At 50.3% G+C, this 12,496-nt stretch carries 11 protein-coding genes; 9 read left to right on the top strand and 2 right to left on the bottom strand.

The annotated features are described in order from the left end of the window. Positions 1 to 22 precede the first annotated feature (22 nt). The gene (gene speB / locus EFER_RS14445) at positions 23 to 943 is read left to right on the top strand and encodes an agmatinase (protein ID WP_000105566.1); all 921 of its coding nucleotides are present in this window, start codon (positions 23 to 25) and stop codon (positions 941 to 943) included. A gap of 149 nt (positions 944 to 1,092) precedes the next feature. Continuing rightward, on the top strand, positions 1,093 to 2,655 hold the full coding sequence (locus EFER_RS14440; RefSeq protein ID WP_000442532.1) for a DUF1266 domain-containing protein: 1,563 nt from the start codon (positions 1,093 to 1,095) through the stop codon (positions 2,653 to 2,655). Positions 2,656 to 2,740: 85 nt separating this feature from the next. Here EFER_RS14440 and loiP read toward each other — a convergent pair whose 3' ends face one another. Next, positions 2,741 to 3,499: a metalloprotease LoiP gene (gene loiP / locus EFER_RS14435; protein ID WP_000701844.1), complete on the bottom strand. Its 759-nt coding sequence runs from the start codon at positions 3,497 to 3,499 to the stop codon at positions 2,741 to 2,743. Between the two features lie 277 nt (positions 3,500 to 3,776). On the opposite strand from loiP, the gene tkt reads away from it, so the two are divergent. Next, positions 3,777 to 5,768 carry a transketolase gene (gene tkt / locus EFER_RS14430; RefSeq protein ID WP_000098629.1) on the top strand — a complete coding sequence of 664 codons (1,992 nt, stop codon included), beginning with the start codon at positions 3,777 to 3,779 and terminating at the stop codon, positions 5,766 to 5,768. A gap of 45 nt (positions 5,769 to 5,813) precedes the next feature. Here the strand turns inward: tkt and EFER_RS14425 are convergent, their stop codons facing one another. Next, positions 5,814 to 6,722: a prohibitin family protein gene (locus EFER_RS14425; RefSeq protein WP_000646922.1), complete on the bottom strand. Its 909-nt coding sequence runs from the start codon at positions 6,720 to 6,722 to the stop codon at positions 5,814 to 5,816. Between the two features lie 376 nt (positions 6,723 to 7,098). On the opposite strand from EFER_RS14425, the gene cmtB reads away from it, so the two are divergent. The 6 genes from cmtB to EFER_RS14395 are packed head-to-tail and all read left to right on the top strand — an operon-like array spanning position 7,099 to position 12,453. After that, a complete protein-coding gene (gene cmtB, locus EFER_RS14420; RefSeq protein WP_001237041.1) occupies positions 7,099 to 7,542 on the top strand; it encodes a PTS mannitol transporter subunit IIA in 444 nt (147 codons plus the stop codon). 27 nt (positions 7,543 to 7,569) lie between these two features. Continuing rightward, positions 7,570 to 8,958, top strand: coding sequence for a PTS mannitol transporter subunit IICB (gene cmtA / locus EFER_RS14415; protein WP_000428821.1), 1,389 nt, complete (start codon positions 7,570 to 7,572; stop codon positions 8,956 to 8,958). A gap of 14 nt (positions 8,959 to 8,972) precedes the next feature. Continuing rightward, the gene (locus tag EFER_RS14410) at positions 8,973 to 10,250 is read left to right on the top strand and encodes a zinc-binding dehydrogenase (RefSeq protein WP_000853206.1); all 1,278 of its coding nucleotides are present in this window, start codon (positions 8,973 to 8,975) and stop codon (positions 10,248 to 10,250) included. Then, positions 10,247 to 11,212 (top strand): class II fructose-bisphosphatase, encoded by a 966-nt coding sequence (gene glpX, locus EFER_RS14405; RefSeq protein ID WP_000987317.1) that lies wholly within the window; start codon positions 10,247 to 10,249, stop codon positions 11,210 to 11,212. Before EFER_RS14410 ends, glpX begins: the two co-directional genes overlap by 4 nt. 21 nt (positions 11,213 to 11,233) lie before the next feature. Beyond that, entirely contained in the window at positions 11,234 to 11,743 is a 510-nt protein-coding gene (fumE, locus tag EFER_RS14400; RefSeq protein WP_000224159.1) for a fumarase E, read from the top strand. Then, on the top strand, positions 11,740 to 12,453 hold the full coding sequence (locus tag EFER_RS14395; protein ID WP_000687720.1) for a nucleoside/nucleotide kinase family protein: 714 nt from the start codon (positions 11,740 to 11,742) through the stop codon (positions 12,451 to 12,453). The genes fumE and EFER_RS14395 overlap by 4 nt, the downstream gene beginning before the upstream one ends. The last annotated feature ends 43 nt before the right edge of the window (positions 12,454 to 12,496 follow it).

Raw genomic sequence — 12,496 nt, 5'->3', positions numbered from 1 at the left:
ACTTTGTAATAGGAGTCCATCCATGAGCACCTTAGGTCATCAATACGATAACTCACTGGTTTCTAACGCCTTTGGTTTTTTACGCCTGCCGATGAACTTCCAGCCGTACGACAGTGACGCCGACTGGGTGATTACCGGCGTACCGTTTGATATGGCGACGTCAGGCCGTGCGGGTGGACGCCACGGTCCGGCGGCGATCCGTCAGGTTTCAACAAATCTGGCCTGGGAACACAACCGCTTCCCGTGGAATTTCGACATGCGCGAGCGTCTGAACGTCGTGGACTGCGGTGATCTGGTATATGCCTTCGGCGATGCCCGTGAGATGAGCGAGAAACTGCAGGCACACGCGGAAAAACTGCTGGCTGCTGGTAAGCGTATGCTCTCTTTCGGTGGTGACCACTTTGTGACGCTGCCGCTGCTGCGTGCTCATGCGAAGCATTTCGGCAAAATGGCGCTGGTACACTTTGACGCCCACACCGATACCTATGCGAACGGTTGTGAATTTGACCACGGCACCATGTTCTATACCGCGCCGAAAGAAGGTCTGATCGACCCGAATCACTCCGTACAGATTGGTATTCGTACCGAGTTTGATAAAGACAACGGCTTTACCGTACTGGACGCCTGCCAGGTGAACGATCGCAGCGTGGATGACGTTATCGCCCAGGTGAAACAGATTGTAGGTGATATGCCAGTTTACCTGACCTTTGATATCGACTGCCTGGATCCTGCTTTCGCGCCGGGCACCGGTACACCGGTGATTGGCGGTCTGACCTCCGATCGCGCCATTAAACTGGTACGCGGCCTGAAAGATCTCAACATCGTTGGGATGGACGTAGTGGAAGTGGCTCCGGCATACGATCAGTCGGAAATCACCGCTCTGGCTGCGGCGACGCTGGCGCTGGAGATGCTGTATATTCAGGCGGCGAAAAAGGGCGAGTAAGTAATCTGCCTGGTTGAATTTTTTGCACAGTCCCTTGTATGGCACAAGGGGCTTATCATTTAAAGTCTTTCCTGTTAATTAAGTCATTTTTACCGTGGCTGCTGTTTTTTAATGGATTGTTATTATTGCGTTTTTAAGGGAATAAATAGATGGAACGCACTCTTCCCTGGAAGCCCCTTCTTTGTTTGTTATTTCTTTTATCAACTGGCTGCGATAGAGCAGAAAAACAGAAAATTGCCGCACAGCTGCAACAAGACAAAGAAGCTATTTCCTCTGTCGTCAAAAAGAGTTATCGCGCATTATGTGGCCCTGAGTTTGTCACCAGCACAGATTCGCACGATCGCCTTGCGGAAATGCAGCAAGTATTTACGCCTGCTTTAATGGAGCCTGTACTGAAATTCTGGCAAGAGTCACCCAAAACGTGTAAACGACGTTTTCCCAGTTATAGCGATCCTTTAGCGACCTTCATCGAAGGCGACAAGGCGCAGGTTGGTGCTTTTTTTGGTCACCAATCTGATATTGATATTCCAATGGAGTTAATCCGGCAAGGGGATGGTAAATGGAAGATTGCGGCGATTGATTTTGCATCGTTACATGAGTTTGAAAAAAACGCTCGGGTTACTGATGAGGTGCAAAAGCAAATAGATTTGCTTAAAAAACGCTCATTCAAGCAACATAGGGATTCCCCTGTGTTGACGAGGACCGCGCCTGAGCGGGTCAGTAAGTCCCCTTTGACATCGGTGGAGCAAACAGTTACGGAGCAAGACTCTTCCTGGCTGGATGTCTTACTGACAATAGGCAAATATGCCCTTTATCTGGTAGCGATAATACTTATTCTCGCCTTGGTGGCTGTTTTGTGGATTGGTTATGGCCTGGTGTTCGCCGGACATCGCCTTTTCAAAGCATCTTGTAAAGATCCCTCAATTCAAAAAATTCCCGTGGCTGAACGTTGGGCAATGGCAGTCGGCGCGCCTTATGCCATTGCGGGTAACAATCACTGGGCGCGACGAGTCGTTAATGATGATTCCGTGGAAGCAGAGAATGATTGCAAAAGTGAAGTTGAGTCACTTGCTGACATGTGGGGCGTCTTTGATCGGGATTCGTTACTTGAGCAACTCTTAGCTTTGTTTGTAGCAGGGCACCGTTCAGTTTATGAAGAACAGATCAAAAACGATAGCGAAATGCCGGATGCTGAGTATCGCGCGTTCGCTCAGCAATTAGCTCAGAACGCGAAATTAAGTAGCGAAGCGAAAGAGCGTTTGTGGCAGCTACAGATGGTCAGAAAAAATCGACGTAAAATATGCGACATAGATTTTTGTGCCTGGGATATGGTGCGCTTTGTCATGCTATGTAATAGCGGGGCGCAAGTGGGATACATTACCCAGCGTGAAATGGTCGATTTTTCGATGCTGGCAGCCAGACGCGTACAGCAACATTACAGAAGCTGGCGCGAATTGGCCGGACATTTTTTGCTGGCCCGTTGGTACTGGAAAGCAACGGATAAACGGCACCTGATTACCCATATTCTTTTTAAGAAAGCCATTACATCTTTATTAAAAGAGCAGGGGAGTCCGTGGCGTACTTTACCCTGGGATACTCCATTACCTGAAGGAACAGAGACGGCTTTTGCCTGGGCTTGTGGCGTAAGCACTGCCGATGTAGTAGAGGTGCAACCGGATACACCAGATAAAGCAATCTACGAAGCGAATTGATGCCCCTAATGATTGAGCTTGTTTAATGACTGTGGCCGGCCCTGAATGAAAATTTCTCCGACATTCCTGTCGGAGAAATATGAAATCACTTAACTCCATCCGCGCTCATACGATCGCGAATATGCTGGGCGCGTTCGGCGGATGCCGGATGGTCGTCAAACATTGAGCTTTGGCGGCCTTCTTCCAGTTTCGCCAGTTTTTCAAAGCTGGTGGCAAGACCTGCCGGGCTGATGCCGCGTTGGCGCAGAAGATCGTAAGAATAATCATCGGCTTCTGCCTCCTGACGCTGGGAGAATTGCGAATTGACTAATTTCTCGCCCAGGTCACCAAGTTGCGATTGCGATAAACTGCCGACAATCCCGCCCGCAGAGGCTGCCGCGACTCTCACGGCGTTGGTGCCTAATGCAACTTGCATCCCTTTCTTCACATGGCCTAACGCCACGTGCCCCATCTCGTGACCGATCACCGCTTCGACTTCGTTATCCGTCATCATATCCATCAGCCCGCTATAGACGCGGATACAGCCATTTGCCATCGCAAAGGCATTCACATCCTTCGCCATATACACTTTGTAGTTTACTGGCTGACCGTTGATATTGTTGCCTAGCGCGTTGGCAATGGTGGTCAGACGCTTAGCATATTCGCTATTGGTTGGCGCGATAGTCGCCTTGCTGTCCATCTCCTGGCATGCCTGATCGCTCAGGGCTTTCACCTGCGCATCACTCAAACTGTAAGCCTGAAAAGCTTCCGCTCCTGATGAGAGCAGTCCACTGGAGTCCATATTCTGGCAACCGGTCAGTACCGTTGCCACACTCATTGCTACCAATAAGGCGCGAATTTTCATGTTTTCTCTTCCGCACAAGGTCAGGATTATTCTAAAAATGCGCCGTTTGCAGGTGAATCGACGCTCAGTCTCAGTATAAGGAAAAGCGCAGCGGACGGGCGAGTAGATTGCGCAACATGCGAGCATGATCCAGAGATTTCTGAAGCGGTAAAAGGATGTTCCATGTACATGACGCACGGCTTGGGGTAAATTGTTGGCAAATTTTCCGGCGTAGCCCAAAACGAGCTGTCGTCAAGTCGTTACGGGCGAGCCTTTCATCATCCGATCTGGAGTCAAAATGTCCTCACGTAAAGAGCTTGCCAATGCTATTCGTGCGCTGAGCATGGACGCAGTACAGAAAGCCAAATCCGGTCACCCGGGCGCCCCGATGGGTATGGCTGACATTGCCGAAGTCCTGTGGCGTGATTTCCTGAAACATAACCCGCAGAATCCGTCCTGGGCTGACCGTGACCGCTTCGTGCTGTCCAACGGCCACGGCTCCATGCTGATCTACAGCCTGCTGCACCTCACCGGTTACGATCTGCCGATGGAAGAACTGAAAAACTTCCGTCAGCTGCACTCCAAAACTCCGGGTCACCCGGAAGTGGGTTACACCGCAGGTGTAGAAACCACTACTGGTCCACTGGGTCAGGGTATTGCCAACGCAGTGGGTATGGCGATTGCAGAAAAAACGCTGGCGGCGCAGTTTAACCGTCCGGGTCACGACATTGTCGACCACTACACCTACGCCTTCATGGGCGATGGCTGCATGATGGAAGGCATCTCCCACGAAGTTTGCTCTCTGGCGGGTACGCTGAAGCTGGGTAAACTGATTGCGTTCTACGATGACAACGGCATCTCTATCGATGGTCACGTTGAAGGCTGGTTTACTGACGACACCGCAATGCGTTTCGAAGCTTACGGCTGGCACGTTATTCGCGGCATCGACGGTCATGACGCGGCATCCATCAAACGCGCTGTAGAAGAAGCGCGCGCTGTGACTGACAAACCGTCTCTGCTGATGTGCAAAACCATCATTGGTTTCGGTTCTCCGAATAAAGCCGGTACGCACGACTCCCACGGTGCGCCGCTGGGCGACGCTGAAATTGCACTGACCCGCGAACAGCTGGGCTGGAAATATGCGCCGTTCGAAATTCCGTCTGAAATCTATGCTCAGTGGGATGCGAAAGAAGCAGGCCAGGCGAAAGAATCCGCATGGAACGAGAAATTCGCTGCTTACGCCAAAGCTTATCCGCAGGAAGCGGCTGAATTTACCCGCCGTATGAAAGGCGAAATGCCGTCTGACTTCGACGCCAAAGCGAAAGAGTTCATCGCTAAACTGCAGGCTAATCCGGCGAAAATCGCCAGCCGTAAAGCGTCTCAGAATGCTATCGAAGCGTTCGGTCCGCTGTTGCCGGAATTCCTCGGCGGCTCTGCTGACCTGGCACCGTCTAACCTGACCCTGTGGTCTGGTTCTAAAGCAATCAACGAAGATGCTGCGGGTAACTACATCCACTACGGTGTTCGCGAGTTCGGTATGACCGCGATTGCTAACGGTATCTCCCTGCACGGTGGCTTCCTGCCGTACACCTCCACCTTCCTGATGTTCGTGGAATACGCACGTAATGCCGTACGTATGGCTGCGCTGATGAAACAGCGTCAGGTGATGGTTTACACCCACGACTCCATCGGTCTGGGCGAAGATGGCCCGACTCACCAGCCGGTAGAGCAGGTCGCTTCTCTGCGCGTGACCCCGAACATGTCTACATGGCGTCCGTGTGACCAGGTTGAATCTGCAGTAGCGTGGAAATACGGCGTTGAGCGTCAGGACGGCCCGACTGCGCTTATCCTCTCCCGTCAGAATCTGGCGCAGCAGGAACGTACCGAAGAGCAGCTGGCAAACATCGCGCGCGGTGGTTATGTGCTGAAAGACTGTGCAGGTCAGCCGGAACTGATCTTCATCGCTACCGGTTCTGAAGTTGAACTGGCGGTTGCTGCCTACGAAAAACTGACTGCCGAAGGCGTGAAAGCGCGCGTGGTTTCCATGCCATCTACTGACGCATTCGACAAGCAGGACGCGGCTTACCGTGAATCCGTACTGCCGAAAGCGGTTACTGCACGCGTTGCTGTGGAAGCAGGCATTGCTGACTACTGGTACAAGTATGTTGGCCTGAACGGTGCCATCATCGGTATGAATACCTTCGGTGAATCTGCACCGGCAGAGCAGTTGTTCGAAGAGTTCGGCTTCACCGTTGACAACGTTGTTGCGAAAGCAAAAGCGTTGCTGTAATCGGTAAGATGCATTGTGAGAAGGGCCGCGAAAGCGGCCCTTTTTTTACTTAGTAGAGATAAACGGAACTGTACTGCCGGGGATCATGGTATCGGGTAGCTTACCGTCCCAACGCTCTGCAGTGGTAAGGGCAACAAGGCCTGGATTATCTCGCAGGGCTTCCCCGCGCAGGCGGATAGCTTCTGCTTCAGCCGCACTTTTCAAACGAATAGTTTCCGCTTCTGCCGCGCCTTTTACGCGAATGGTCTCAGCTTCTGCTTTGGCTGCCGCCAGTTTACTGTCAGCTTCAGCCTGGGCCTGAGTTACCGCAATTTGCGCCTGGATTTTTTCCGTCTCAAGATTTTGCCTGCGAGTAGCAATTGCAACTTCCGCTTTCATTCGGTCTTCAATTGATTTCTCATAAGCATCTGAAAAATCAATGTTCTCGATCTGAACACCGTCTATCACTACCGGGCCAACAACCGCTTTGCGCATCGCGTTTTGCAGATCCTGCACCAGTTTTGTACGATCTTGTACCGCGCTAATGGCTGTATATTGCCCGAAAACGTTCTCCAGTTGGGTTGGCAGCTGGCGGACGATCAGACGCTCTTTTAAAGATTCTATAGTGTTGTAGGTAGTATAAACTGCGCCAGCTTCTGAAGGCTTAATATGAAAACTAACCGACACGGTCATTTGTGCTGGTTGCTGGTCACGGCTGTAGGCTTGTAATCCCTGATACACTACAGCCTGGTTACGTGTGGAGATTTTCTCGACACTTTCCATAAAGGGAATTTTGAATCCAAGACCGGGTTCGGCAACTTTAACGATCTTGCCATAGCGCAATAAAATGCCGCGTTCGCCTTCGTTTACGGTGTAATACGAAAGAAATGGCAGCGTAATGACTGCCAGTACGCCAACAGTAATGCCAATAAATTTTTGTGGGCGAAGCGAAGGAAAAGAAACTGGAGCTTTCATGTGAATCATCCGTGAGCAAAGAAAGGGAATATGTCACACGAAATGAAAGGAGAACAGCCAGTTGCCATGAATTCAGAATCCATAAAGGAGCAACCAAAAAGGATGAATAACTAAAAAGTCCATTTTTGGACTTTCAATTAATAAATAGTGATATACATCACAAATAAACCAATAATTATATTGTGTGAATTGTGATGAATTTCGCAAATATAATATTGACTTTTTAATTATTGAAATCAACAAATTGTTATTTAAGGTTTTATTATTTTTTCCTGCCGGAGCGCTCTCCTTCCAGGTCCAATTGCTTTCAAATTTTTACGCGGGTATTTTATTTTTACCGTCGGACGGTACCCTAAAAATAAAATAAGGATAATTTATGCGGCTTATTAATTATTTTCCAAAATCATCAATCTCAGTTATACATTCAGCAACAGACTGGCAGGAAGCTATCAATTTCTCGATGGCATCATTGCTGGATAAAAACTATATCAGCGAGAATTACATTCAGGCTATTAAAGATTCCACCATTAGCAATGGCCCTTATTATATTCTCGCGCCAGGCGTGGCAATGCCTCATGCGCGACCGGAATGTGGGGCGCTTAAAACCGGGATGTCTTTGACGTTACTTAAACAAGGCGTTTATTTTCCGGGGAATGACGAACCGATTAAATTACTCATCGGGCTTTCTGCTGTCGATGCCGATTCACATATTGGCGCTATTCAGGCGTTAAGTGAATTGCTGTGCGAAGAAGAAATACTCGAACAACTCTTAACCGCATCATCAGAAAAACAATTAGCGGACATTATCAGCCGCGAATAATGACTCTCTCCTCTACAGGATAATATTATGGAAAACAAGTCTGCTCGTGCAAAGGTCCAGGCTTTTGGGGGCTTTTTGACTGCAATGGTCATTCCCAATATTGGTGCTTTTATTGCCTGGGGTTTTATAACGGCGTTATTTATTCCCACCGGTTGGTTGCCTAACGAACATTTCGCCAAAATTGTCGGCCCCATGATCACCTATTTATTACCGGTGATGATTGGTTCTACCGGTGGCCATTTAGTCGGCGGTAAACGCGGCGCGGTAATGGGCGGAATAGGGACAATTGGTGTAATCGTCGGCGCAGAGATTCCGATGTTCCTTGGCTCAATGATCATGGGACCGTTAGGTGGGCTGGTCATAAAATATGTCGATAAGGCACTGGAAAAACGCATACCTGCTGGTTTTGAGATGGTTATCAATAACTTCTCATTAGGTATCGCTGGGATGCTCCTTTGTCTGCTGGGTTTTGAAGTTATCGGCCCGGCGGTGTTAATTGCCAATACTTTCGTCAAAGAGTGTATTGAGGCGCTGGTACATGCGGGCTATCTGCCTTTGCTGTCAGTCATCAATGAACCGGCGAAAGTGCTTTTCCTCAATAACGCGATAGATCAGGGCGTCTATTACCCGTTGGGGATGCAACAGGCTTCAGTTAACGGTAAATCCATCTTCTTTATGGTGGCGTCCAACCCTGGGCCTGGCTTAGGGCTGCTGCTGGCATTTACCTTGTTTGGTAAAGGGATGAGTAAACGTTCTGCGCCTGGGGCGATGATTATTCACTTCCTCGGCGGCATCCACGAACTGTATTTCCCGTATGTGCTGATGAAGCCACTGACCATTATTGCCATGATTGCGGGCGGTATGTCTGGCACCTGGATGTTTAACTTACTGGACGGTGGTCTGGTGGCTGGCCCAAGTCCAGGCTCTATCTTTGCGTACCTGGCACTGACGCCGAAAGGCTCATTCCTGGCGACAATTGCCGGTGTTACGGTAGGTACCCTGGTGTCCTTTGCTATCACTTCCGTAATACTGAAGATGGAAAAAACGGTGGAAACGGAGAGCGAGGATGAGTTTGCGCAGTCCGCCAATGCGGTTAAGGCGATGAAACAAGAAGGTGCATTCTCGTTAAGCCGGGTTAAGCGTATCGCCTTTGTTTGCGATGCGGGGATGGGCTCCAGCGCGATGGGCGCAAGCACCTTCCGTAAGCGCCTGGAAAAAGCGGGGCTGGCAATAGAAGTAAAACATTACGCGATAGAAAACGTGCCTGCGGATGCGGATATCGTCGTTACTCACGCTAGTCTGGAAGGGCGCGTGAAACGTGCGACGGATAAACCGCTGATATTGATTAATAACTATATTGGCGATCTCAAACTCGACACTTTATTTAATCAATTAACCGCTGAACATAAAAACTGATTGCCGAGGTAAAAATGAAAACCAAAGTTGCTGCTATTTATGGCAAGCGGGATGTCCGTCTGCGCGAATTTGAACTGCCCGAAATTACTGATAACGAACTTTTGGTCAGCGTTATTTCCGACAGCGTCTGTTTATCGACATGGAAAGCGGCGTTGCTCGGCAGCGAACATAAACGCGTGCCCGACGATTTAGAAAATCATCCGGTCATTACCGGGCATGAATGCGCCGGAGTGATTGTTGAGGTGGGTAAAAATCTCACTGACAAATATAAAAAAGGTCAGCGATTTGTATTGCAACCGGCGATGGGGCTACCAAGCGGATATTCAGCGGGCTACAGCTACGAATATTTTGGCGGTAACGCCACCTATATGATTATTCCAGAGGTAGCCATTAATTTGGGCTGCGTATTACCGTATCACGGATCTTATTTTGCTGCGGCGTCGCTGGCAGAGCCTATGTGCTGCATTATTGGCGCTTATCATGCCAATTATCACACCACGCAATATGTTTATGAGCATCGCATGGGCGTCAAACCTGGCGGCAATATTGCGCTGCTGGCGTGTGCGGGCCCGATGGGGATAGGCGCTATCGATTACGCTATTAACGGCGGCATACAACCGTCGCGGGTAGTGGTGGTCGATATCGACGAAAAACGCCTGGCACAGGTGCAGAAGCTGCTGCCGGTGGAGCTGGCGGCCAGCAAAGGCATTGAGCTGATATATGTGAATACCAAAGGAATGAGCGACCCAGTCCAGAGGCTGCGGGCGCTGACAGGAGATGCCGGATTCGATGACATTTTTGTTTATGCGGCGGTGCCTGCTGTCGTTGAGATGGCTGACGAATTACTGGCGGAAGATGGCTGCCTGAACTTCTTTGCCGGGCCGACGGATAAAAACTTCAAAGTGCCGTTTAATTTCTACAACGTCCATTACAACAGCACGCACGTCGTCGGTACATCGGGTGGTTCAACGGACGATATGAAAGAGGCGATTGCCCTGAGCGCTACGGGGCAGTTGCAACCGTCGTTTATGGTGACGCATATCGGTGGCCTGGATGCAGTGCCAGAAACCGTTCTCAATTTACCGGATATCCCCGGTGGTAAAAAACTCATTTACAACGGCGTTACCATGCCGCTCACCGCCATTGCCGATTTTGCCGAAAAAGGCAAAACAGATCCGCTGTTTAAAGAGCTGGCGCGGTTAGTTGAGGAAACGCACGGCATCTGGAATGAACAGGCCGAGAAATATCTGCTGGCGCAATTTGGCGTTGATATCGGGGAGGCCGCGCAATGATGTCCCTGGCGTGGCCATTATTTCGCGTTACGGAACAGGCAGCGTTGGCTGCCTGGCCGCAAACCGGATGTGGCAACAAAAATAAAATTGATGGCCTGGCGGTCACCGCGATGCGCCAGGCATTAAACGATGTCGCTTTTCGTGGGCGAGTGGTTATCGGCGAGGGAGAAATTGACCATGCGCCGATGCTGTGGATTGGCGAAGAGGTGGGCAAAGGCGATGGGCCAGAAGTCGATATCGCGGTCGATCCGATTGAAGGCACCCGGATGGTGGCAATGGGGCAGAGTAATGCGTTGGCGGTAATGGCCTTCGCACCACGAGGTAGCCTTCTACACGCGCCCGATATGTATATGAAAAAGCTGGTCGTTAACCGGCTTGCGGCGGGCTCGATTGATCTGGCGTTACCCCTGGCGGACAACTTGCGCAACGTGGCGCGGGCGTTAGGTAAACCGTTGGACCGACTACGCATGGTTACGCTGGATAAACCGCGCCTGAGTGCCGCAATTGAGGAAGCGACGCAACTGGGCGTGAAGGTTTTTGCCCTGCCGGATGGCGATGTTGCCGCCAGCGTGCTGACCTGCTGGCAGGATAATCCTTACGATGTGATGTACACCATCGGCGGCGCGCCGGAAGGTGTTATTTCTGCCTGTGCTGTTAAAGCATTGGGTGGGGATATGCAGACCGAGCTGATTGATTTTTGTCAGGCCAAAGGGGATTACACGGAAAATCGGCAGATTGCAGAACAGGAACGCCAGCGTTGCAAGGCAATGGGGGTTGAAGTGAACCGTGTGTACTCGCTCGATGAACTGGTGAAGGGGAACGATATCCTCTTTAGTGCTACGGGCGTGACGGGCGGCGAGTTGGTGAATGGTATCCAACAGACGGCGAATGGGGTGCGGACGCAGACATTACTGATCGGCGGCGCGGACCAAACGTGTAATATAATAGACTCCCTGCATTGATGGTGATCTATCGGAAGACGAATGGCGACGCTGACAGAAGATGATGTGCTTGAGCAACTGGACGCACAGGACAATTTATTGTCATTTATGAAAACTGCGCATTCTATTTTGCTCCAGGGGATACGCCAGTTTCTGCCGTCGCTGTTTGTCAATAACGATGAAGAGATCGTCGAATATGCAGTGAAGCCGTTACTCGCCCGAAGCGGCCCGCTTGACGATATTGATGTTGCACTGCGTTTGATTTATGCGCTGGGGAAAATGGATAAATGGCTGTACGCCGATATCACGCATTTTTCCCAGTTCTGGCATTACCTGAACGAACAGGATGAAACGCCCGGATTTGCCGATGACATGACCTGGGATTTTATCAGCAACGTCAATAGCATAACCCGCAATGCGACGCTCTTTGACGCGTTAAAAGCGATGAAGTTCGCTGATTTCGCCGTCTGGTCAGAAGTGCGTTTTAGTGGGATGGTCAAAACGGCGCTGACGCTGGCAGTAACGACCACCTTAAAGGAATTAACGCCGTGAAAATCGAACTGACGGTGAATGGATTAAAGGTACAGGCACAGTACCCGAACGAAGAGATTGAAAATGTGCATAAACCGTTGCTGCGTATGCTGGCAGCCTTACAGACGGTAAATCCGCAGCGGCGTACGGTGGTTTTTCTTTGCGCTCCGCCGGGGACGGGTAAATCTACCCTAACCACCTTCTGGGAATATCTCGCGCAACAAGACCCGGAACTACCCGCTATTCAGACGCTGCCGATGGATGGTTTTCACCATTACAATAGCTGGCTGGATGCGCATCAATTGCGCTCCTTTAAAGGCGCACCAGAGACATTCGATGTGGCAAAACTGGCGGAAAATCTGCGCCAGGTAATGGAAGGGGATTGTATGTGGCCGCAGTACGATCGACAAAAGCATGATCCTGTTGAAGATGCGTTGCACGTTACCGCACCACTCGTCATCGTCGAAGGAAACTGGTTGTTGCTGGACGACGAGAAGTGGCGGGCGTTGGCATCGTTCTGCGATTTTTCTGTTTTTATTCATGCCCCCGTTCAAATTCTGCGGGAACGCTTGATTAGTCGTAAAATTGCGGGGGGATTATCGCGGGATGAAGCCGAAGCTTTTTATGCCCGAACCGATGGTCCCAATGTCGAGCGTGTGCTGCTGAATAGTTGTCAGGCCAATCTGATATTAGAGATGACGGAAGAAGGCAGGTATAACTTCATAAGCTGACAATTTATTCCAGTTATTGTGCGGTTATTATTACACCAGTCTG

This window comes from Escherichia fergusonii ATCC 35469, from assembly GCF_000026225.1.
In the GTDB taxonomy this organism is placed as follows: Bacteria; Pseudomonadota; Gammaproteobacteria; order Enterobacterales; family Enterobacteriaceae; genus Escherichia; species Escherichia fergusonii.
The sequence above is the reverse complement of the archived record's forward strand: the minus strand, read 5'-3'. Positions and strand labels throughout refer to the sequence as shown.

Excerpts from the sequence above, each read along its gene's own strand:
- tkt (WP_000098629.1), top strand. The coding sequence starts at position 3,777 with ATGTCCTCACGTAAAGAGCTTGCCAATGCTATTCGTGCGCTGAGCATG.
- cmtA (WP_000428821.1), top strand. The coding sequence starts at position 7,570 with ATGGAAAACAAGTCTGCTCGTGCAAAGGTCCAGGCTTTTGGGGGCTTT.
- fumE (WP_000224159.1), top strand. The coding sequence starts at position 11,234 with ATGGCGACGCTGACAGAAGATGATGTGCTTGAGCAACTGGACGCACAG.
- speB (WP_000105566.1), top strand. The coding sequence starts at position 23 with ATGAGCACCTTAGGTCATCAATACGATAACTCACTGGTTTCTAACGCC.
- EFER_RS14440 (WP_000442532.1), top strand. The coding sequence starts at position 1,093 with ATGGAACGCACTCTTCCCTGGAAGCCCCTTCTTTGTTTGTTATTTCTT.
- EFER_RS14425 (WP_000646922.1), bottom strand. The coding sequence starts at position 6,722 with ATGAAAGCTCCAGTTTCTTTTCCTTCGCTTCGCCCACAAAAATTTATT.
- glpX (WP_000987317.1), top strand. The coding sequence starts at position 10,247 with ATGATGTCCCTGGCGTGGCCATTATTTCGCGTTACGGAACAGGCAGCG.
- EFER_RS14410 (WP_000853206.1), top strand. The coding sequence starts at position 8,973 with ATGAAAACCAAAGTTGCTGCTATTTATGGCAAGCGGGATGTCCGTCTG.
- loiP (WP_000701844.1), bottom strand. The coding sequence starts at position 3,499 with ATGAAAATTCGCGCCTTATTGGTAGCAATGAGTGTGGCAACGGTACTG.
- cmtB (WP_001237041.1), top strand. The coding sequence starts at position 7,099 with ATGCGGCTTATTAATTATTTTCCAAAATCATCAATCTCAGTTATACAT.